The organism is Inhella gelatinilytica, assembly GCF_016093295.1.
GTDB classification, from domain to species: Bacteria; Pseudomonadota; Gammaproteobacteria; order Burkholderiales; family Burkholderiaceae_C; genus Inhella; species Inhella gelatinilytica.
The window spans coordinates 32,352-51,702 of record NZ_JAEDAL010000010.1; the positions used below are offsets into that span (position 1 = coordinate 32,352).

19 protein-coding genes are annotated in these 19,351 nt (G+C 65.7%); 9 read left to right on the forward strand and 10 right to left on the reverse strand.

Annotated elements, in window-relative coordinates:
- The first annotated feature begins 3 nt into the window (after nt 1–3).
- A complete protein-coding gene (locus I7X43_RS15150) occupies nt 4–1,830 on the forward strand; it encodes a diguanylate cyclase (protein ID WP_198101795.1) in 1,827 nt (608 codons plus the stop codon).
- 11 nt (nt 1,831–1,841) lie between these two features.
- Here the strand turns inward: I7X43_RS15150 and I7X43_RS15155 are convergent, their stop codons facing one another.
- The gene (locus I7X43_RS15155; protein WP_198101796.1) at nt 1,842–2,948 is read right to left on the reverse strand and encodes an MFS transporter; all 1,107 of its coding nucleotides are present in this window, start codon (nt 2,946–2,948) and stop codon (nt 1,842–1,844) included.
- An 80-nt stretch (nt 2,949–3,028) separates the two neighbouring features.
- On the reverse strand, nt 3,029–4,420 hold the full coding sequence (locus I7X43_RS15160) for a DNA recombination protein RmuC (protein WP_198101797.1): 1,392 nt from the start codon (nt 4,418–4,420) through the stop codon (nt 3,029–3,031).
- Nucleotides 4,421–4,539: 119 nt separating this feature from the next.
- On the opposite strand from I7X43_RS15160, the gene I7X43_RS15165 reads away from it, so the two are divergent.
- Nucleotides 4,540–5,277, forward strand: a complete 738-nt coding sequence (locus I7X43_RS15165) for a hypothetical protein (protein ID WP_198101798.1) — start codon at nt 4,540–4,542, stop codon at nt 5,275–5,277.
- Nucleotides 5,278–5,300: 23 nt separating this feature from the next.
- Here I7X43_RS15165 and I7X43_RS15170 read toward each other — a convergent pair whose 3' ends face one another.
- From I7X43_RS15170 to I7X43_RS15180, 3 genes are read right to left on the reverse strand one after another with little or no spacing between them, the layout of a single operon-like run.
- Nucleotides 5,301–6,251, reverse strand: coding sequence for a 2-hydroxyacid dehydrogenase (locus I7X43_RS15170; protein WP_198101799.1), 951 nt, complete (start codon nt 6,249–6,251; stop codon nt 5,301–5,303).
- Nucleotides 6,248–7,645 (reverse strand): sodium:proton antiporter, encoded by a 1,398-nt coding sequence (locus tag I7X43_RS15175; protein WP_198101800.1) that lies wholly within the window; start codon nt 7,643–7,645, stop codon nt 6,248–6,250. Before I7X43_RS15175 ends, I7X43_RS15170 begins: the two co-directional genes overlap by 4 nt.
- 6 nt (nt 7,646–7,651) lie before the next feature.
- Nucleotides 7,652–8,371: a nitroreductase gene (locus I7X43_RS15180; RefSeq protein WP_310737583.1), complete on the reverse strand. Its 720-nt coding sequence runs from the start codon at nt 8,369–8,371 to the stop codon at nt 7,652–7,654.
- A 145-nt stretch (nt 8,372–8,516) separates the two neighbouring features.
- Here I7X43_RS15180 and I7X43_RS15185 point away from each other — a divergent pair, with 145 nt between their 5' ends.
- Nucleotides 8,517–9,059 (forward strand): phasin family protein, encoded by a 543-nt coding sequence (locus I7X43_RS15185; protein WP_198101802.1) that lies wholly within the window; start codon nt 8,517–8,519, stop codon nt 9,057–9,059.
- 127 nt (nt 9,060–9,186) lie between these two features.
- Here I7X43_RS15185 and I7X43_RS15190 read toward each other — a convergent pair whose 3' ends face one another.
- Complete coding sequence (locus I7X43_RS15190; RefSeq protein WP_310737584.1) at nt 9,187–9,720, reverse strand: DUF4188 domain-containing protein; 534 nt, start codon at nt 9,718–9,720, stop codon at nt 9,187–9,189.
- A 99-nt stretch (nt 9,721–9,819) separates the two neighbouring features.
- Between I7X43_RS15190 and I7X43_RS15195 the strand changes: the two genes are divergently transcribed.
- From I7X43_RS15195 to I7X43_RS15220, 6 genes are all read left to right on the forward strand, one after another.
- Nucleotides 9,820–10,716, forward strand: coding sequence for a LysR family transcriptional regulator (locus tag I7X43_RS15195; RefSeq protein WP_198101804.1), 897 nt, complete (start codon nt 9,820–9,822; stop codon nt 10,714–10,716).
- Nucleotides 10,717–10,773: 57 nt separating this feature from the next.
- A complete protein-coding gene (locus I7X43_RS15200; RefSeq protein ID WP_198101852.1) occupies nt 10,774–11,826 on the forward strand; it encodes an SPFH domain-containing protein in 1,053 nt (350 codons plus the stop codon).
- A 69-nt stretch (nt 11,827–11,895) separates the two neighbouring features.
- Nucleotides 11,896–13,476, forward strand: a complete 1,581-nt coding sequence (locus tag I7X43_RS15205; RefSeq protein WP_198101805.1) for a DUF4178 domain-containing protein — start codon at nt 11,896–11,898, stop codon at nt 13,474–13,476.
- A 33-nt stretch (nt 13,477–13,509) separates the two neighbouring features.
- Nucleotides 13,510–13,728, forward strand: coding sequence for a DUF350 domain-containing protein (locus tag I7X43_RS15210; RefSeq protein WP_198101806.1), 219 nt, complete (start codon nt 13,510–13,512; stop codon nt 13,726–13,728).
- A 91-nt stretch (nt 13,729–13,819) separates the two neighbouring features.
- Nucleotides 13,820–15,382: a polyamine aminopropyltransferase gene (locus I7X43_RS15215; RefSeq protein ID WP_198101807.1), complete on the forward strand. Its 1,563-nt coding sequence runs from the start codon at nt 13,820–13,822 to the stop codon at nt 15,380–15,382.
- On the forward strand, nt 15,379–16,935 hold the full coding sequence (locus I7X43_RS15220) for an FAD-dependent oxidoreductase (RefSeq protein ID WP_246480465.1): 1,557 nt from the start codon (nt 15,379–15,381) through the stop codon (nt 16,933–16,935). Before I7X43_RS15215 ends, I7X43_RS15220 begins: the two co-directional genes overlap by 4 nt.
- A gap of 24 nt (nt 16,936–16,959) precedes the next feature.
- Here the strand turns inward: I7X43_RS15220 and I7X43_RS15225 are convergent, their stop codons facing one another.
- The 4 genes from I7X43_RS15225 to I7X43_RS15240 form a co-directional block, all read right to left on the reverse strand.
- Nucleotides 16,960–17,274 carry an ArsR/SmtB family transcription factor gene (locus tag I7X43_RS15225; RefSeq protein ID WP_198101809.1) on the reverse strand — a complete coding sequence of 105 codons (315 nt, stop codon included), beginning with the start codon at nt 17,272–17,274 and terminating at the stop codon, nt 16,960–16,962.
- Between the two features lie 88 nt (nt 17,275–17,362).
- Nucleotides 17,363–18,643, reverse strand: coding sequence for a diguanylate cyclase (locus tag I7X43_RS15230; RefSeq protein ID WP_198101810.1), 1,281 nt, complete (start codon nt 18,641–18,643; stop codon nt 17,363–17,365).
- 83 nt (nt 18,644–18,726) lie between these two features.
- Nucleotides 18,727–19,092 carry an adenosylmethionine decarboxylase gene (gene speD, locus I7X43_RS15235; protein ID WP_198101811.1) on the reverse strand — a complete coding sequence of 122 codons (366 nt, stop codon included), beginning with the start codon at nt 19,090–19,092 and terminating at the stop codon, nt 18,727–18,729.
- Nucleotides 19,093–19,101: 9 nt separating this feature from the next.
- The gene (locus I7X43_RS15240; RefSeq protein ID WP_216860166.1) at nt 19,102–19,347 is read right to left on the reverse strand and encodes a MoaD/ThiS family protein; all 246 of its coding nucleotides are present in this window, start codon (nt 19,345–19,347) and stop codon (nt 19,102–19,104) included.
- Nucleotides 19,348–19,351: the final 4 nt, after the last annotated feature.

Below are 19,351 nucleotides of genomic sequence, written 5' to 3' on the forward strand. Positions count from 1 at the left end.
GCCATGAAGGGCTTGCTTCGCTTCGTTGCCCGGTCCACGGTGCTGGGCTGTTGTTGGCTGGCGAACCTGGCGCTGGGCCAGGACCTGCCCAACGCGCTCGACCAACCGTTTGACACGGTCATGGCCGAACTGACCGGGGCTGCCCAAGCGGCAGAGCAACGCGCCGACCCAACCGCGCGCCTGCAGGCCCAGCGTGCCCAGTTACGACTGCTCGCAGCCGCCCGCCGGGCCGATCGGCTCGGCCCCCTGATTCAGTCCCTGTCCAGCACGCCCGCTTGGCAGCTCAGCGAACGTGCTTTCGAGTTGCTAAGTTACCGCGCAGCCCTGGCCCTGCAAACCAGCACGGCCACTGAAGCAGCACGCCTGGCCTTGCCGCTGCGTCGCCTGGGGACCGCCGAACTGGGCCCGGACTTGTACGACGACGTGCAATTGCTGCTGGCCCACATCGACCGCGAACTGGGCATGCAGTCCGCCGCCCTGCAACGTCTGGACGCACTCTTGCTGGACGCCCGTCGATCGGGACGGGTGGCCACCCAAACACGCGCGTGGCTGGAGCGGGGCGGCGTGCAGGTGCGACTGTTCGATTACGCCCAGGGGCTCAAGGACTATGAGCAGGCCCTGACCAGCGCCCCAGCCTGGGCCCCGCTGTGGCAAGCCCGGGCTCGCATGGGCATGGCGCAGAACCTGAACATGCTGAATCGACGGCCCGAAGCCTTCCCGCTGCTGGCGGAGGCCTTAGCGCAGTTTGAGCGACTGGGGGATCAAGCTTTGCAGGCGGACGCGTTGCTGCTGCATTCATTTTTTCTGAGCAAGGATGACCGTCCTGCGGAGGGTATCGCCTATCTACGCCAAGCCCTGCAACTGCGTGAACAGGTTGGCGACAAAGACGGTGTCGTCAATGCCCTGACCCATTTGTGTGGCCGTCTGTTGCAGGCAGGACGCGCGAACGAGGCCCTCGCAGAGTGCAAGCGCGGCCTTGCCCTCAGCAAAAGCGTGCCTTCATCATCGCTTACCTGGGACGTTAACGGCGTCACCGCAGAGGTTTACGCCAAGATGGGGCAATACGAAGCGGCATACCAGCACGCACACCGTTCAGAACGGGCGTTACTGGCTTTATCCAAACAGCAGTTGGCCGATCAGACCGGCGCACTGCGGGCTCAATTTGATGTGGACCTGCGCCGACTGGACAACGAGCGACTCACCGAGCGTCTGTCCTTCGAGGAGCGCGACCGGCAGCGCCTGCGACTGCTCATCGCGGGCTTGGTGCTCGCGGTGGGGCTGTTGCTGGTCTCGGGAGCGCTGTTGGCGCGGCTGTATTGGCGCACCCGCCATCTGGCCGAGCACGACGCACTCACGGGCCTGCTGAACCGCCGCAGCCTGCTCGAATGGGCACAGGACGAGGTGTCGCGCAGCCAACGTCATGGCCTCCCGCTCAGTTTCATCGCGGTCGACCTGGATCACTTCAAACGGGTCAACGACGAGCGCGGCCATGCCACCGGCGACCGGGTGCTAAAGGACGTGGCGGAATGCCTAAGGGCCGGCGTGCGCCGCGAAGACCGGTTGGGCCGACTCGGCGGCGAAGAATTCTTGCTCGTGCTGCCCCACACGCCGGCGGATGAGGCCTGCGCCCTGGCCGAACGGCTGCGTGGCGCAGTCGAACACCAGGTGCGTCTGAGTCCGGATTGGCCTCAAACACTCAGCATCGGGGTCAGTACCTGGCAGTCCGGTTTGAGTTTGAGCGATTGCCTGCAAGCCGCCGACGAAGCGCTCTATCGAGCCAAAGGCGGAGGAAGGAACCGGGTGGTGGTCGCGCATCAGCCCCCGGGCTGACACAACCACCCTCAGCTGGCCTCCGGTCCGTTGGAATGCGCAAGTGCCCGAGTTGCCGGCCACACGGCCAGCAACAACCCCGCCATCAGCCACAGGGGGCCGCCCACCCCTGCCACACCGGCCAGCACACCAAAACCCATGGGTAGGGTGACACTGGCACCGTTGGTGGCCAGCATGCGCAAGCCGAGCACTTGACCGTGTCGAGGAGACGGCGTCGCCTGAGTCAGGGACGACAAGATCGTGGGCTGGACGGAGCCCAAAGCCAGCCCCAGGAGCGTGGACCCCAACATCAGTCCGGCCACCCCGGGAAGCCACACGTACACCAACGACACGCCCGCCGTCACCGCCATCGCGCTGCGCAGGGTCCCTTGGGCGCTCCACCGGCCGCTGAATCGAATGATCAACAGTCGCACCACGGCCGCAGCGATGGCGAAGCTGGCCAGGATGACCCCAATCGTCGATGCCGAGTAGCCTCGCGCATGCCCCAGGACCGGCACCACAAAGGCATGGGCATCCCACGCGGCCGCCAACATGATGTTGATAAGCAGCAGCGGGAGCAAGCGCGGCAATCGCAGCAGGTCCCACGCCGGCCGGGTCGAAACCCGGTGGGTTTGCGGCGGTCGCGGGTCGCGACGGTGAGCATGAAGCAGCAGCACCCCCAGCGGCGCCATCAACACCGCCGCGGCAAAGGCCGCCGCATGGCTGTGGTGATCAATCAGCGCCCCCGCCACCAGCGGCGACACCGTGTTGGACAGCGCCGGCCCCAGCGCCACCCAGGAGTACATGCGCTGGCTGCTCACACCTTGAACCAGCGCCCGCTGGGCCACCTCGCGCTGGATGGCCACAGCGGCGATGGCGATGGCGCCTCCTGTGCCGATGGCGCCGAGCACCAAGGTCGGCAAAGACGGCCACAGCAGCGGCGCCGCGCTCCCGATCAGGGACAGCACAGCCGCCATCCAGGTGGGCTTCCACAAGCCGTAGCGGTCGGCCCAGGCGCCGGCCGCCGCGCCCAATAGCGCAGGCGCCAGCGCCACCAGCGCCAGCAAGACCCCGACCATCACCTCGCCTTGGCCCTGGGCCAAAAGCCACAGCGTGGTGGTGACGCGCGTGGTGGCCATACAGGCATGCACCGCAATGAGGGCCGCCATCAAGCGCCAAAACGGCGCACTCGAAACCGAAGCCGAAACCGCTGGTGCGCTCAAATCGCGTCGTCCCCGTCATCCAGGGCCGGCAGCGGCAAGAGCTTCTGGCTTTCACTGTCCGGCAGCGCCTCCACCCCTTTGAGCTGGCGTGTCATGGCCCGGGTGCGCACCTCGGCCGCATCAATGGTGTTGCTGGCCTCTTGCAGCTTTTTCTTGGTCTTGGCCAGCACGTCCCCAAACTTACCAAACTCGGTTTTGACCGCACCCAGGACGCTCCACACCTCGGCACTGCGCTTTTCCAGCGCCAGGGTGCGAAAGCCCATTTGCAAGCTGCCCAGGGTGGCCAGCAAGGTGGTCGGGCCCGTGAGCATCACCTTGTGCTCGCGCTGCAGCGCCTCAAAGAGCCCCGGGCGGCGCAGGCACTCGGCATACAGCCCTTCGGTGGGCAAGAAGAGCAGCGCAAAGTCGGTGGTGTGCGGCGGGGCCAAGTACTTGTCGGCGATAGTCTTGGCCTCCAGACGCAGGCGCGTCTCCAGGGCTTTGCCGGCCGCCTCCGCTGCCGGTGCGTCGGCCCGTTCTTGGGCATCGAGCAACCGTTCATAGTCTTCGCGCGGGAACTTGGCGTCGATGGGCAACCACAAGGGCCCCTCAATCCCCTGCCCGGGCAGACGGATCGCAAACTCCACGCGCTCGTTCGAGCCCGGCACCGTAGCCACGTTTTGGTCGTATTGCTCCAGCGTGAAGACTTGCTCCAGCAGGCCGGCCAACTGCACCTCGCCAAATACACCGCGGGTCTTGACCCCACTGAGCACCCGGGAGAGCGAACCCACGTCCCGCGCGAGGTTTTGCATGTCCCCCAGCCCTCGGTGCACCTGCTCCAGGCGCTCAGCCACCTGCTTGAAGCTTTCGCCCAAACGCTGCTCCAGCGTGGCGTGGAGCTTTTCGTCGACCGTTTGGCGCATTTGCTCCAGCTTGGCCGCGTTGTCCTGCTGGATGCCGGTGAGGCGCTGCTCCACGGCGTGGCGCAGTTCCGCCATGCGCTGCTCATTGGCTTGGATCAAAGCTTGCAACTGCTCGCGCAGCTGGGTGCTGCTGCGGGCCAGCGCCGCGTCCAACGCCTCGCGCGCGGCCGTTTGGCCCTGGGTCAAGGCCTGTTGCAGGCCCGCCAGCTGCACGCGAAAGGAGTCAATCTGCTCGTTCTGAGTGCGCCAGGCCTCACCCGACTGAGCGCCAAGCGCGGTCTGGAACTGGGTCAACTGACCCAACAACTCTTGCCGAGCGGCCTGGCCGCTGCGCTGCACTTCGTCGCGCAGGTTGCGATCACTCAGTTGCAGCGCCTGCTGCAAGGGCTGAAGGTCTGGGGCCGGCACGGGGCGGCGCAGCAGCATCAACACCAGCACCGCGTTGAGCAGCGCCAGGCCAAGAATCACAAGTTCAAGCCAAGGCATGCGGGGCATTCTCCCCGTCTTGCGATGCCGCAGCCCCCTGCAGGGAAACTCGGGGGGCTGCGGCGTCAACCCAACGGCGCGCTGCCGCGTCTTCACTCCTTTCCACCTTGTATCTGCCCATGCGCTTTCTGCCCTTTGCCCTTCTCCTCTTGGGCGTGACCCAAGCCCACGCCAACCCGGTAAACGAGCTCAAGACGACCTTGCAGCGCCTGCAGGGTGACGCCCCGTTGAAGGGGCAGATCAGTTTGCGCAGCGAGAACCGAACCAACGAAGGCAAAGAGGACGCCGAAGTTCAACCGGGAGCGGCCCAACTGATGTTCGAGGATGGCCCCCAAGGGCTACGGCTGCAGTACCCCCAGGCCTTGCTGAACAGGGCCCAAGCCGAAGACCAAGCCAAAGACCAGGACAACAAAAGCAGCACGCCCACGGTCACCGGCCTGCGGGAGCTGGGCTACAAAGAAGTGCGCGAGCTGGTGCGCCCGGCCGAGGTCTTGCTCCGTCACTTGAATCGGGCGCAGTTCAAGGGGGAGAAACCGGACAGCTGGCAGGGCAAGCCCGCCAAGTTGCTCAGTTTTGAACTCGAGCAGAAGCGCCCGGACAAGTACATCAAAGCCTACGAGGGTCAGTTGGACATCTGGGTCGCAGCCGACGGCACGCCGCTTGCGGCGCGCAGCCGCCAAAAGGTCAGCGGGCGCGCCTACGTGGTCATCAGTTTTGAGATGAACGCGCAGGACGAGTGGCACTTCGCCGTCCAGGGCGAACGCTTGGTCACCACCCGCAAGACGTCCACCAACGGCGGCAGCGGCGCGGGTGAAAAAGGTGTGACCAAACGCGACTTCACGCTGCAACTGAGCTGAACCCGACCCGGGTTCGAGCCGGTTCACTGAGGAATCGGCGTCGGCCCCGGCTCGCCACGCGCCCACGCGAGCAGGTTGTCCACCGCGCACTGCACCATCGCCCGCCGGGTCGGCAAGGTGGAGCTGGCAATGTGCGGGGTGAGCACGGCGTTGTCGCAGGCCAATAAGTCGGTGCACACCGTGGGCTCACCCTCGAATACATCCAAACCGGCGGCGGCGATCTGGCCGCGGATCAAAGCCTGGGCCAAGGCGCGATCGTCCACCACCCCACCGCGCGCCAGGTTGATGAGAGTGGCGCTGGGCTTCATCTGGGCCAGTTGCGCCGCCCCGATCAAGTGATGGGTGTCGGGGGAGTAGGGCACACACAGCATCACATGGTCGCTTTGGGCAAGCAAATCGGGTAGTGAGCGCCAGCCAGATTCCCACCCCGCCACCGGGCGGCGGCTGTGGTGCAACACCTGCATGCGCAAACCCTGCTGGGCCGTCCGCGCCACTTCTTGTCCGATGCGGCCCAGGCCAACGATGCCCAGCGTGCGTCCCATGACAGGCAGACCAGCAAACTGATCGATGCCCCACCCCCGCCACTGCCCCGCGCGCAGGAAGCGCTCACTCTCGCCCACCCGGCGGGCCGTCGCCAGCAACAGCGTCAGGCCAAATTCGGCCGTAGCCTCGGTCAGCACCCCGGGCGCGTGACTGAGCAACAGGCCGTGCTGCCGGCAGGCGGCCACATCCAGGTTGTTGTAACCCACCGTAATCAGCGCAATGGCGCGCAGGTCTGGGCACGCCGCCAGCAGCGCGGCGTCCACCCGTTCCGAACCCGAGCCGAGCAAGCCCCAGCACCCCTGCATTTGCGCCTGCAAGGCCGCCGGGCTCAGGGCCTCGTCGTGATCGTGGAGACGCAAGGCGTAATGCGCGACAAGCGGCTCCAGCAGGTCGGGAAACAAGCGGCGCGCCACCAACAGGTGCGGCTTCATGCGAAGAACACCCAACTCATCAGCGCCAACACCGGCAGCAGCAGCCCAAAACTCCAGCCCATGTAGCCAAAGAAGCTGGGCATGCGCAGCCCCCGGTCTTCGGCAATGGCCTTGACCATGAAGTTCGGGGCGTTGCCGATGTAGCTCATTGCACCCATGAACACCGAGCCGGCGGAAATGGCGGCCAAGGTCTGCGCCCCCTGGGTCATCAAGGTCGACGCCTCCCCCCCCGCCAAATTAAAGAACACCAGGTACGTGGGGGCGTTGTCCAAGAACGCTGACAACCACCCGGAAAGCCAAAAGTAGGCCAGCGGAATCGCCTGGCCCTCGGGCGTCGACACCCAACGCACCAGGTCCGCAAAGGGCCCATTCACCCCCGCCTGCAGCATCACCAATACCGGCGCCATGGTGATGAAAATCCCCACGAACAGCTTGGCCACCTCCGCCATCGGCCCCCAACTGAACTGGTTGGCTTCGCGGACAGCCCTGGGCGTGAGCTGGAGGGACAGTGCCGTCACCCCGAGCAAACCGGCATCCCGCACGAGCGACTGCAAAGCCACTTGCTGGCCCAAAACCGAGACGTTCACCCCGGGCTTCCAGACGCCGCTGAGCAGCACTAGCCCCACGATCAGGGCGAGCGGCAACAAGTTCACCATCCCATCCAAGCCCACGCGTGGGGTGTCTGGCGTCGGGTCCAGCGGCACCACGCCTTCTTTGCGATACCAGTAGCTGTCGAGCCCATAAAACATCGCCAAGAGCACGCCGCACACGAAGACCATTTCCGGCCCAACGTGCCGAACCGTCCAGAAAAAGCTCACGCCCTGCAAGAACCCGAGGAAAAGCGGCGGATCGCCCAGCGGTGTCAGGGAACCGCCCGCGTTGGAGACGATGAAGATGAAAAACACGATCACGTGAACCGCATGCCGGCGGTTGTCGTTGGCCCGGATGAGCGGCCGGATGAGCAGCATCGACGCGCCCGTGGTGCCCATGAAGGACGCCAGCACCGCCCCCAGCGCCATGAGCCCCGTGTTCAGCCCCGGCGACCCGTGTAGGTTGCCCCGCACATAGATGCCCCCGGACACCGTGAACAGGGCCACCAACAAGATCGTGAAGGGCAAATATTCCGCCACCAAGGTGTGCGTCACCACCCCCGCCGCAAGGGCCGGCCCCTGGGAGAGCGCCAAGGGCAGCAGAAACATCAAGGCCCAGCCCAGCGCCACTTTGCCGAAATGCCGATGCCAAAAGTGCGGCGCCCACAGCGGGCACAGCGCGATGGACAGCAGGATGCCCACAAAAGGCAAGGCCCACAGTGGGCCCAGCTGGCTGACCTCCAGCGTGGCCGCCTGCCCCAGGGCGGGCCACAGCGCCGCCAAGCTCACCGTCCATCGCTTCATCCGCACTCACTCCTCGTGAAAGGTGCTGAACTCTGACACCGGTACCCGCGACGTGACCAGGGTGTTTTCGATGGCCTCAGGGTCTGCATGACCCAGCGCCATGCCACAGACCAACACCTCATCCGGTCCAAACGACAGCCATTGCGCCATCGGCTCGTGGAAGTGGCACCAAGCGGCCTGCGCGCAGGTGTGCAGCCCTTCGGCCGTGGCGGCCAGCATCAGGGTCTGCAAAAACATGCCCAGGTCCAACCACGAGCCTTGGGTGAGGCTTTGATCCACGGTAAACAGCAGACCCACGGGCGCCCCGAAAAACTCGAAGTTGCGCAAATGCTGCGCCTGCATGCCCGCTTCGTCGCCCTTTTTTAGTCCCAGCGCGTCGTACAGCGCCAAGCCCACCTCGCGTCGGCGCGCTTTGAAAACGGCCTTCCAAGTGCCCGGGTAGTACTGATAGCGCCCCTTGAGCGATGACAAACGCTCCCGGTCGACAGCGACCGCACGCGCTTGTTCGGTAACACGCCTGAGGGCCGATCCTGTCAGCACATGGACGCGCCAAGGTTGCATATTGGCCCCAGACGGCGCCCGCGCGGCCTGAGCCAACAGTTGCTCCACCCAGGCTCGGGGGATGGGCGTGGGACGAAACGCCCGGACCGACCGGCGGGCCCAGAGCACTTCATTGAACACCGTCGCCGCTTCGGGCGACAAATCAGGGAGGTCAGCAAGCTTCACCCGCGCATTGTCAGAGCCCCCCGTTCCCCTGGCGCGAAGACAAAATTGCTGCACCGCAAAAATTTCTTGCAATCGCTCCGGTTTTCCTGAATACTGACGACATTGCTGCACTGCACAATTTTTGTCATCACACCAGGAGACGACCATGCTGCTGACCCCGGAACAACTGTTTGCCCAACAAAAAGCCGCCACCGCCGCCGTGTTCGGCTTCCAAGCCAAGGCCTTCGAAGGCGCCGAGAAACTGGCCGAATTGCACCTGCAATTGGCCAAGACCGCGCTGACCGAAGCCGCTGAAACCACCAACGCCCTGCTGTCGGTGAAGGATGCCCAAGAGTTCGTGGCGCTGCAAACCAGCCTGCTGCAACCCAACGGTGAAAAGGCCGCCGCCTACGGCCGCCACGTCGCCGACATTACGTTGACCACCTCGGCCGAACTCGGCAAGCTGGTTGAGGCCCAGATGGGTGATGCCAAGGCGAAGTTCGACAACTTGGTCGAAAACCTAGCCAAGAACGCCCCGGCGGGCACCGAAAACGTCGTGGCTCTGGCCAAGTCGGGTCTGGCTGCCGCCAACAACGCCTTCGAGTCGGCCCAAAAGGCAGCCAAGCAAGTGGCAGAAGTGGCGGAATCCAACTTCCAGACCCTGACCGCCCAGGCCACCAAAGCCCCGCGCGGCAAGAAGAGCGCCTGATCGCTTAGCGATCCAAGCGGTGCGAGCGGAGCCCTCGGGCTCCGCCTCCCCCAAGACCAACCCCGCCACCCCTTCATGGGAGCGGGGTTTGTTGTTTTCTAGGGCCCATCAGGCTTTCTAGGGCCCATCAGGCCGGGTCTAGCGGCGCGGCGGCCATCCGCTCGCGAGCCCCCGCCAGCGGCCCCACGGCCGGTCGCAGGGGCGCGATGCAACCCGCGCCGAACGGGGGCATGTTCACGTAGATGGACTCCGTGCGACCCGGCTGAATCACATAGGTTTCATGCCAAATGCCCACCGCCCCGTCGCGGCCCACTCGACGATTGAAATCCGCCCACGCGGGTAGGTGGGCCGCTTGACGGTTCCGCGCATACGCCATCAAGGCGTCCACACTTTTCCAGTACTGCAGCATGAGCGTGGTGCGCCCAAACCACATCTCTCCATGCAGGAAGCCGTAATCCCGCTGCAGGGCCAGCTCTTTGAGCATGCGTGGCATGGCCGTCGCCACGGGCAGCCATCGATCCACCCGCCAGAGCTGGTTGGCCCGCATACCGATCAAAAACACCACAAATTCCCCTTCGGGCTGGGCCGTCAAGCGCCCGAATCGAATGGCCTTGCTGTGGCGATCAGGGGGGGTAGAAATCAGGTCGGGGGTAGCAGCCACGATGCGCGCTCGGTCAGGTGATGAACAGGGGCAGCAGTGTGCTGACTGGATCGATATTCCACAATCGACAAAATTTGCCAGCCAGCTATACATAATCGAATGGCTCCATTACCCCGTTTTGATTGGTCTCTCATCCCGAGCTTTCTGGCCGTCCTAGAGACCGGAAGCATGATGGGTGCCGCACGCGCCCTCCAGTGCCCGCAGCCCACGGTGTCACGCCGCATTGGGCAACTGGAGGGACAACTGGGCGTTGCGCTGTTCGAGCGCACGGGCCGCGGGGTCCGTCCCACGGCGGCGGCGCTGGCCTTGGCAGAGTCCGCGCATCAAATGGCCCTGGGGGCTGATCAGTTGGCACAACTCCTTGCGCGACGAAGCGTCGACACCCGCGGCACGGTGCGCATCAGCGCCAGCCACGTGGTGGCCAGTGGGTGGCTGCCGAGGGTGCTTTGTGCTTTGCACGAGGCGGAACCGTCCCTCCAGATTGAATTGGTGGCGACGAACGAAGTGAGCAACCTGCTGCGCCGAGAAGCGGACATTGCCCTGCGGCTGCTGCGTCCCCAGCAACAAGGCTTGATCGCCAAGAAACTGGGGGACGTGCGCCTGCTGGCCTGCGCGCACCGCCGCTATCTGGCGCGCACAAGCACTCCACAAGACGCCGCAGACCTGCTGCAGCACAGCTTGGTGGGCTACGACCAGAACGACGCCATCGTGCGCGGATTTGCCGCGACCGGGCACGCGGTGTCACGCGAGAACTTTGCCTTTCGCACGGATGACCACGTGGCCTATGCCCAGTTGGTGCGCGCTGGAGTCGGCATCGGGTTTCTGCCAGACTTTTTGATCCGCGATGACCCCGACCTTGTTGCGCTGCTGCCCGAACTGCCCACCCCTACCCTTCCGCTGTGGCTGGTCGTGCACCGGGAAATTCGCGGCACCCCCGCGGTTAGGCGGGTGTTTGACTTCCTATCCACCCAGTTGTCCTTTGTCACCCCGCTCTGAAAGGCTTGATACTGCGCCTGCCGTCGCTTGACGGCTTTTGTGCACGAGGAACGCACCATGGGCTTGATGAGCTTCATAAAGAAACAGTTCATTGACATCCTGCAGTGGACCGAGGACGGCGACGGCACGCTGGCCTGGCGCTACCCCATGCAGGACCAGGAAATTCAGTACGGCGGGCAGCTGGTTGTGCGCGAGTCGCAGATGGCCGTCTTCGTCAACGAAGGCCAGGTCGCCGATGTGTTCGGCCCCGGTACGCACAAGCTGACCACGCAGACCCTGCCGGTGCTGACCTACTTGAAAAACTGGGACAAGCTGTTCGAGTCCCCGTTCAAGAGCGACGTCTACTTCTTCAGCACGCGCCAGCAGATCGACCAGCGCTGGGGCACGGCCCAGCCCATCACCATCCGCGACAAGGACTTCGGCGCCGTGCGCCTGCGCGCCTTCGGCAACTACGCCTACCGCATTGCCGACCCGAAGAAATTCCACACCGAGATCAGCGGCACGCGCGAGAAGTACACCGTCCAAGACCTGGATGGCCAACTGCGCGGCCTGATGTTGCAGCACATTGCCGACGGCATTGCGCAAAGCGGCATCCCCTTCCTGGACTTGGCTGCCAACCAGATTGAGTTCGCCAAGGCCATGCAGGGCGCCACCGCGCCGTTCTTCGAGGCCCTGGGCCTGAAGCTGGAAGGCATCACGGTGCAGTCGGTCTCGCTGCCAGAGGAACTGCAGAAGATCCTCGACCAGAAGATCGGCATGGGCATGATCGGCCAGAACATGGGCCAGTTCATGCAGTACCAGACTGCGCAGTCCATTCCTGAAATGGCCAAAGGCGTGGCTCAGGGTGGGGGTGGCGGCGTGATGGGTGACGCCATGGGCATGGGCGCCGGCCTGGCGATGGGCCAAGTCATGGCGCAACAGATGGGCGCCGGGCTGGCGGGCATCAACCCCGCCGTTCAGGCCGCGCAGGCCCAGGCCGCAGCGGCCGCCGCACCCAAGAGCGAAGACGTGATCGCCCTGATCGAAAAATTGGGCGACCTCAAAGCCAAGGGCATCCTTAGCGACGAGGAATTCGCCGCCAAAAAGGCGGAGTTGCTCTCGAAGCTCTAACCGATGGTGACCGCCCCCAGTCTGCCTGCGGTCGCAACGCCCTTGGGACGGCCGTGCGGGCGTTGAGCCTTGGCTGAAGACCAAACCCCAGCGCAGCGCCGCTGGCGCGCCGCCTGTCCCAACTGCGGCGCGCCGGTGGAGTTCGCCTCCGCGGCGTCAGGCAGTGCCGTTTGCGGTTTTTGCCGCAGCACGCTGGCGCGCGAGGGAGAAGTGCTGCGCAAGACCGGGGAATCTGCCGAGCTCTTCAGCGACTACTCCCCGCTGCAGATCGGCACGCAGGGCAAGTTCCAGAACGAACCGTTCACCATCCTGGGTCGTGTTCAATTGGCCTACGAGGGCGGGCGCTGGACCGAGTGGCACGCATTTTTTGACAACAGCGGCAAATCCGCCTGGCTCAGCGAGGACAACGGCTCCTTCGTGCTGAGCTGGCCGCTGCCGCTGGCTCAGCCCCCAGCCTGGAGTGCCCTGGTGCTGGGCGCCCAGCAGCTCATTGACGGCCAGGGCTTCCGCGTCGCAGCCCTCACGCCCGCAACCTTGCATGCCGCCGAGGGCGAACTGCCCCAAGCCCCGCGCCTGGGCGAGGCCGTGCAGGTCGCCGAGCTGCGCAGCAACCGAGACGAGGTGGGCTCGCTGGAGTACGGGGCCGACCAGGCCCCGCGCTGGAGCTTGGGTCAGGCCGTTGACCTCGCCACGCTCCAACTTGTGAACACCCGAGAGGAGTCCAGCGCAAGTTGGGCGGGCCGCAGCCTGCAATGCCCAAGCTGCGGCGCACCCATTCAGCCGGCGCTGCAGCAGAGTCAGTCCATCACCTGTGGACAGTGCAGCGCCGTGATCGAACTGGCGGGCACGCCGGGCGCCGACCTGCAGTTCCATGCGCAGGCCATGGGCATGGAGCCACCGATTCCGCTCGGCCGCACCGGGCGCCTGAGCCTGGCGCCGGACACCGCCAAGCTGCCCTGGCAGGTGGTGGGCTTCATGGAGCGCTGCACCACGCCCGACGAAGACGGTGAGCAGTATTTCTGGCGCGAGTACCTGCTCTTCAACCAACAGCAAGGCTTTGCCTTCCTCGTGGATGCCACGGAGGGCTGGAGCTTGGCCCGGGTGCTCACCGGAGCACCCGACCTGGTGATGAACAGTGCCCGCTGGCAGGGCAAGACCTACAGCCTGCACGAGCGTTACGGAGCCATCACCACCCACGTGCTGGGCGAGTTCTACTGGAAGGTGCAGCGCGACGAACGCTGTGAGGTCGCGGACTACCGCGGCACCGGCGGCGCCAAAGGCACGCTCTCGCGCGAGCAGTCTGGCCACGAGGTGACCTGGAGCCTGGGACGCCCCTTGGACGCCCGCGAAGTGGCCTCGGCCTTCGGACTGAACGCCGAACAGCAGGCCCGCATCCGACCCGATGGCACGCCGGCGGGCATCGGCGACGCCGTCAAGGGGCTGGCGGTGTTTGCCGTCGTGGCCTTGCTGCTGGTGGTGCTCTTCAAAGCCTGCAGCGCTGACGAGTGCGACGACTTCAAGACCCGCTTTGGTGAGACCAGCGCCGAATACCAGCAGTGCCGTGCCAACCAGCGGGCCGGCAGCAGCTACCGCAGCGGCAGTGGCAGCGGCGGGTGGTCCGGCGGTGGTTTCGGCGGTGGACATAAATGACCCGCGCCCCGCGTATTGATCAAGGAGATGAACATGAACACTGAGTGGCTCACGCTCGCCAGCATGGGCGGCACCCTGCTCTATGCCCTGATGGGCGTTGTGATTTTTTGGGTCAGCTTCATCGTGGTGGACAAGATCACCCCCTACAAGCTGTGGGAGGAAATCGTGGAACACCGCAACCTGGCCCTGGCCATCGTGGTGGCGGCGATGTGCCTGTCCATCGGCGTGATCGTGGCTGCGGCGATCCACTGATCCCCCCAGTCTTCGGCCCTTGGGCCTACGCCTCCCCTGAGGGGGCCGCAGCCCGCTTGGGGCGGCCCGGCGCGGGCTGCTCTTCCGCTTTATGACCGTTTCTGAATCTCGCGCACGAATCTCGCTGGCCGAGGTCCTGCTGCTGGTCAGCGTCTTTCTGATCGCCGCCTGCGGGCTGGCTTACGAACTGGCCGCCGGGGCGCTGGCCTCTTACCTGCTCGGCGACTCGGTGCTGCAGTTCAGCACCGTCATTGGCAGCTACCTCTTTGCGCTGGGCATCGGCGCCTGGTTGTCGCGCTTTATCGAGCGCCAGCTGGTGGCGGTGTTCTTGCGGGTGGAGTTGCTGGTGGGCGTGCTGGGCGGTCTGCTGCCCATGGGGCTGTTTGCCGCCCACAGCCTGATGCCGCTGGGCCATGAAGGCCCCTTCCGTGTGCTGCTCTACGCCCTGGTGCTGCTGGTGGGGAGCCTGGTGGGGCTGGAGATTCCGCTGGTGATGCGCATCCTCAAGCAGCACGCCAGCGGCGAGCGCGGCAGCTTGCGCGAGCTGGTGGCCCAGGTTCTCACGTTTGACTACCTGGGCGCCCTCTTGGTGGCACTGGCCTTCCCGCTGCTGCTCGTGCCCCACCTGGGCCTGGTGCGCACGGGGCTGTTTTTCGGCCTCATCAACCTGGCTGTCGCCTGCTGGGCCCTGTGGCTGTTCCGCCAGGAGCTGCGGCGCTGGGCCGCCCATGCCGCAGCCTGCGCGGCCAGCATCGTGCTGCTGTGCGGCGCTTGGGCCGCCTCGGAGGCCCTGACCGACTGGGCCGAGCAGCGCTTTTATGGTGAGCCCTTGGTGCTGCGTGCCAGCAGCCCCTACCAGCGCGTGGTCGTCACGGAGGGCCGGACGGGCGTCAAGCTGTACCTGAACGGCAACCTCCAGTTCCACGAGCGCGACGAGTACCGGTATCACGAGGCTCTGGTGCACCCCGCACTGGCCGCCCACGGCGCGCCCCGCCGCGTGCTGGTGCTGGGCGGGGGGGACGGCCTGGCCATTCGCGAAATCTTGCGCTACCCGGGCGTGGAGTCCGTGACCCTGGTCGAACTGGACGAAAGCATCACCCGCCTCGCGCAAGGGCCCCTTCTGAGCCGGCTGAACCAAAGCGCCCTGCGCCACCCCAAGGTGCAGGTGGTGCATGCCGACGCTTACCGCTGGCTGGAAACCCAGCCGCAACCCGGCGGCTTCGACGTGGTCATCGCCGACTTCCCCGATCCCAGCAACCACGCCCTCGGGAAGTTGTACAGCACCAGCTTCTACCAGCGCGTTCTGGAACACCTCAGCGCCAGCGGCATCCTGGTCGTGCAGTCCACCTCACCGCTGATCGCCCGCCGCAGCTTCTGGACCGTTGTGGACACGCTGGAGGCCGTGGGGCTGAGCACGACGCCGTACCACGCCCTGGTGCCCAGCTTTGGCGAGTGGGGGTTCGTCATGGCCAGCCACCGCCCCTGGAAAGCCCCGCCGCAGTTGCCCTCGGGGCTGCGCTTTCTGACCCCCAAGAGCCTGCCGCAGATGATGCAGTTCCCGCCCGACATGGACCGCGTGCCTGGGGGCATCAATCGACTGTCTGACCCGGTGCTGGTCACCCACTTCCTCGAAGAATGGGGCAAGGCGCATTGACCCCACGGATCCCACGCCGCAGCCTGCTACTCGCCGGACTGGCCCCCTTGGGCGCGTGCAGCCGCCCGCCCAGGGCGCTGGACGTGCAGTGGTTGGGGCCGGACCCGGAGCGGGGCCACCGCCTGCGCACCACGCCACCCACCGGCCAGGCACGCGCGCGCCGCACCGAGGTGCTGGTGCTGGGTGCCGGCGTGGCTGGCCTGAGCGCCGCCCGCGCCCTGCGTGCGGCCGGTCGACAGGTCACTGTGCTGGAGCTGGACAGCGCCCCCGGTGGCCACAGCCGAGCGGGCTTGGTTGGCGGCCTGCCCTGCCCGCTGGGCGCCCACTACCTGCCCCAACCCGGCCCGCAGCTGCCCGAACTGCAGGACCTGCTGGTGGAATGGGGCGCCGCCGAGCGCCGCAATGGCGTGTGGCGCATTCAGGAGGACCGGGGGGTCCACAGTCCGGCCGAACGCCGGTTTGACGGCACCGCTTGGCAGCCCGGTTTGTTGCCCGCGCCTCCAGATCCACAAGCCCTGGCGCAGCATCGCCGCTTTGCCCAGCAAGTGGCCGAAGCCCAGCGTCTGGGCTTTGCACTGCCCACCCACCGCGCCGCTTTCGGCCCCACCCACCGTGCCCTGGATGCCCAAACCTTCGATGCCTGGCTGGACACCCAAGGCCTGACCGAGCCAGGTCTGCGCTGGTACTTGGACTACTGCTGCCGCGACGACTACGGCGCGGGCTCTGCCCTCGTCAGCGCCTGGGCGGGCTTGCACTACTTTGCGAGCCGCCACGGCTTCCATGTCGCGGGCGACGACGACGAGCCCGACGCCCGCCCGCCCATCACCGCCCCGCAAGGGAACGGCTGGCTGGTGGAACGACTGGCCGCCCCCCTACAAGAGGCCCTGATCACCGACCGGGTGGGCCTGCAGCTCGACGTCGAACGCAGCGGCGTGCGCCTGCGCTGCTGGAGCCCGGAAGGCTTGGAAGACTGGCATGCCGCCTCCGTGGTGCTGGCCGTGCCCCTTTTCGTGGCGCAGCGCCTGTGGCGCAGTCCGCCGGCGGCACTGCAGGCCGCGCGCCTGCAGCGCGCGCCCTGGCTGGTGGCCAACCTGCTGCTGGAGGGCCCGCCGCTGCCGCGCATCGGCGCCCCCTTGGCCTGGGACAACGTCATCCAGCACAGCCCGACCCTGGGCTATGTCAACGCCCAGCATCAAAGCTTGGACCCTCGCCCTGGCCCCCAGGTGTGGACGCTGTACTGGGCCCTGCCGGCGGCCGAGCGGCCGGCGCTGCTGAGCCGGTCAGCCTCCGACTGGGCCGCTCGCGTGCTGGCCACCCTGACCCCCACGCACCCTGACCTGCCCGAACGCTTGCAGCAGCTGCGCCTGACCCGCTGGGGGCACGCCATGGCCATTCCGACGCCCGGCGCCCGCGGCCAGGCGGCCCTGGTCGCACTGCGCCAACTCCAGGGCCGCGTGCGAATCGCCCACGCCGACCTCGCCGCCTATTCGGTGTTTGAAGAAGCTTTCATGGCCGGCCTAGCGGCCGCCCAGGATCTGCTCCACTCGAGCTGACGACCACAGCGACGCGGCGCCCGATCACTCCGGGCACAACACACTGAGTTCCCCCGCGCACCGGGCCAACAACTCGACCGCCAGTTCTGGCGTCAGCAGGTGCAGGTTTTCCGTGCCCCGCTGCCGCACCTCCACCAGCCCCGCCTCCCGCAGGATCTTCAGGTGGTGCGACACCGCCGGTCGCGACAGCGGCAACTGATCGGCGATCTGGTTCACATTCAATGCTTCATGCTCGGACAGCAGCAACAGGATCTGCTGGCGAGGAATCTCTGAGAGCGCGAAAAACAACGGTTTGCACGCAACAAAGGTCTGGGCGAGTTGCTCGGAAGCGCGGGACATGGTGGATCGTTCGGAAGTCGATGGAAGAGTCAGATCAAGACCAATTCAGGGATGGAGCCTAGTCCAACGCCCCAAGTCAGGTGCGAATTCATGCGCCACCCCAAACCACCCGATCCCGCCCGCCTTGCTTGGCCTCATACAAACGGGCATCAGCGGCGCGAAGCCAAGCATCAAGGTCCTGGCCCGCACAAGGACTGGCCCCCACGCTCACGGTGCAGTGAAACGCTTGGCCGTCGACAGGGTTGTGTTGTTCGCTTTGGCTGAAATGCTCGCGAAAGAGCTCGGCTCGCCGATACAGGTCGTTGAGCGGCCCGGTTAGAAGAACAGCAAATTCTTCGCCCCCCAGTCGGGCCACCAGCCCGTCTGGGAAGTGCTGGCTGAGCAGACTGCCCATCTGCCGCAAGACCGCATCGCCCGCAGCATGGCCCCGTCGGTCGTTAACCTGTTTGAAATGATCGACATCCAACATGAGCGCCACATGCTGCTCCTGCGGCGGCGGTGGGGTGCCCAAACGAACAGGGCCTTCCGCGAAGAAATGGCGCCGGTTGTACAGGCCGGTCAGCGCGTCGCGGCTGGCCAATTCACGCAGTGCATCCAGGCTGTCCAGCATGTCCAAATTCTGGTGAACGCGCGCGCACAGTTCTTCATACGAAAACGGCTTGGCCAAGAAGTCATTGGCCCCGAGCTTGAGAAACCGAGCCGACAGCTCCTGGTCCTCTGACGCCGACACACCGATGATGGCCAGGCGGTCGCGACCTCGCAGCTTGCGCAGCGCTTTGACCAGTCCAAAACCATCCATCCCGGGCATGTGCCGATCCGTCAATACCAAGCGAATCGCGGGGTCGCGTGACAAACAATCGAGAGCCGCTTGCCCGTCCCCCGCTTGATGCACACGAAGACCTTGCCGCACCAACCAAGAGGCCACCAATCCCCGACTGGCGGGCGAGTCATCCACCACCAGAACCGACTGGCTGCGGTTGCGCCAAAGTCGCTGCACCAGACTGGCCACATACCGATAAACATGACTGCTGTCCTTGAGCACGTAATCCACGAGCCCCTGACGCAGCAGCTTGGACCGCAAAGCCTTGTCGAAGTCCCCTGTTACGGCAATGGCCGGTAGCTTGTGCGTGCGGAGCAATTCCAGCACGCCATCGGCATCCGCGTCCGGCAGGTTCAGGTCGGCCACGGCCAGGAAATACGGCTCGGGCGCCGCTTCCAAACACGCCCGAGCAGCCGCCAACGTGGGGGCCCAGTCAACGCGGCATCCCACTTGCTGGATCAAGGTTTGTCGGGCCCACGTCGCAACGGCCTTTTGATCCTCAATCAAGAGGACGGATCCCAGTGGTGTGGCGGGCAGGGCAGCGCTCATGAAGCCATTAGACCCGCTTGAGTATTCGTACGGCAACCGGGGGGCACTACCCACCCGAACCACTGGACTTGGGAGGTCGTCGCTTAGGCGATGGTTCCCCGCTCAACCGCTTGAACCCGGGCCACTTGCGGTGCAAACACGGCTTGCAGTTGCTCCAGCACGGCGTGCGCTTTGGCTCGGTTGTCCGCGCTGAAGTTGCAGACGTATACATCGACCGTCACAGCCTGCTGTTCCGGCCAGGTGTGAACCGCCAGGTGCGACTCGGCCAACAGCACCACGCCCGTGACGCCCGAACCCGCCGGTTCAAACGCATGGAAGCACTCAGACACCGCCTGCAGTCCGGCCTCGCTCACGCAACGCCGACAAAGGTCACGCAGGACCGCCCCGTCCGTCAGCCATGGGCCCTGCGAACAGCCGATCAGGTCCGCACATAGATGGAGACCTTGCATGGCAGGGACTTAGCCGCCCGTCACCGGCGGAAAGAAGGCCACCTCATCCCCATCACTCACCGGGGTCTCTTCGGGACACATTTGATGGTTGCGCGCACAGCGCAACACTTGGTCACGGCCTAGCACCTGGGCATGACGCCCCCCCCGGGCAATCAGGGCCTCGCGCACGGCGCCCACCGTCAAGCCGGCCTCAAAAGGCAAAGTATCTTCGGCCCCCAAGGCCTCCCGCAAACGGGCAAAGAATCGCAGGGTCAACACA

Coding starts and splice junctions, on each gene's coding strand:
- I7X43_RS15150 (WP_198101795.1), top strand. CDS start 4: ATGAAGGGCTTGCTTCGCTTCGTTGCCCGGTCCACGGTGCTGGGCTGT.
- I7X43_RS15155 (WP_198101796.1), bottom strand. CDS start 2,948: ATGGCCACCACGCGCGTCACCACCACGCTGTGGCTTTTGGCCCAGGGC.
- I7X43_RS15160 (WP_198101797.1), bottom strand. CDS start 4,420: ATGCCTTGGCTTGAACTTGTGATTCTTGGCCTGGCGCTGCTCAACGCG.
- I7X43_RS15165 (WP_198101798.1), top strand. CDS start 4,540: ATGCGCTTTCTGCCCTTTGCCCTTCTCCTCTTGGGCGTGACCCAAGCC.
- I7X43_RS15170 (WP_198101799.1), bottom strand. CDS start 6,251: ATGAAGCCGCACCTGTTGGTGGCGCGCCGCTTGTTTCCCGACCTGCTG.
- I7X43_RS15175 (WP_198101800.1), bottom strand. CDS start 7,645: ATGAAGCGATGGACGGTGAGCTTGGCGGCGCTGTGGCCCGCCCTGGGG.
- I7X43_RS15185 (WP_198101802.1), top strand. CDS start 8,517: ATGCTGCTGACCCCGGAACAACTGTTTGCCCAACAAAAAGCCGCCACC.
- I7X43_RS15195 (WP_198101804.1), top strand. CDS start 9,820: ATGGCTCCATTACCCCGTTTTGATTGGTCTCTCATCCCGAGCTTTCTG.
- I7X43_RS15200 (WP_198101852.1), top strand. CDS start 10,774: ATGGGCTTGATGAGCTTCATAAAGAAACAGTTCATTGACATCCTGCAG.
- I7X43_RS15210 (WP_198101806.1), top strand. CDS start 13,510: ATGAACACTGAGTGGCTCACGCTCGCCAGCATGGGCGGCACCCTGCTC.
- I7X43_RS15215 (WP_198101807.1), top strand. CDS start 13,820: ATGACCGTTTCTGAATCTCGCGCACGAATCTCGCTGGCCGAGGTCCTG.
- I7X43_RS15225 (WP_198101809.1), bottom strand. CDS start 17,274: ATGTCCCGCGCTTCCGAGCAACTCGCCCAGACCTTTGTTGCGTGCAAA.
- I7X43_RS15230 (WP_198101810.1), bottom strand. CDS start 18,643: ATGAGCGCTGCCCTGCCCGCCACACCACTGGGATCCGTCCTCTTGATT.
- speD (WP_198101811.1), bottom strand. CDS start 19,092: ATGCAAGGTCTCCATCTATGTGCGGACCTGATCGGCTGTTCGCAGGGC.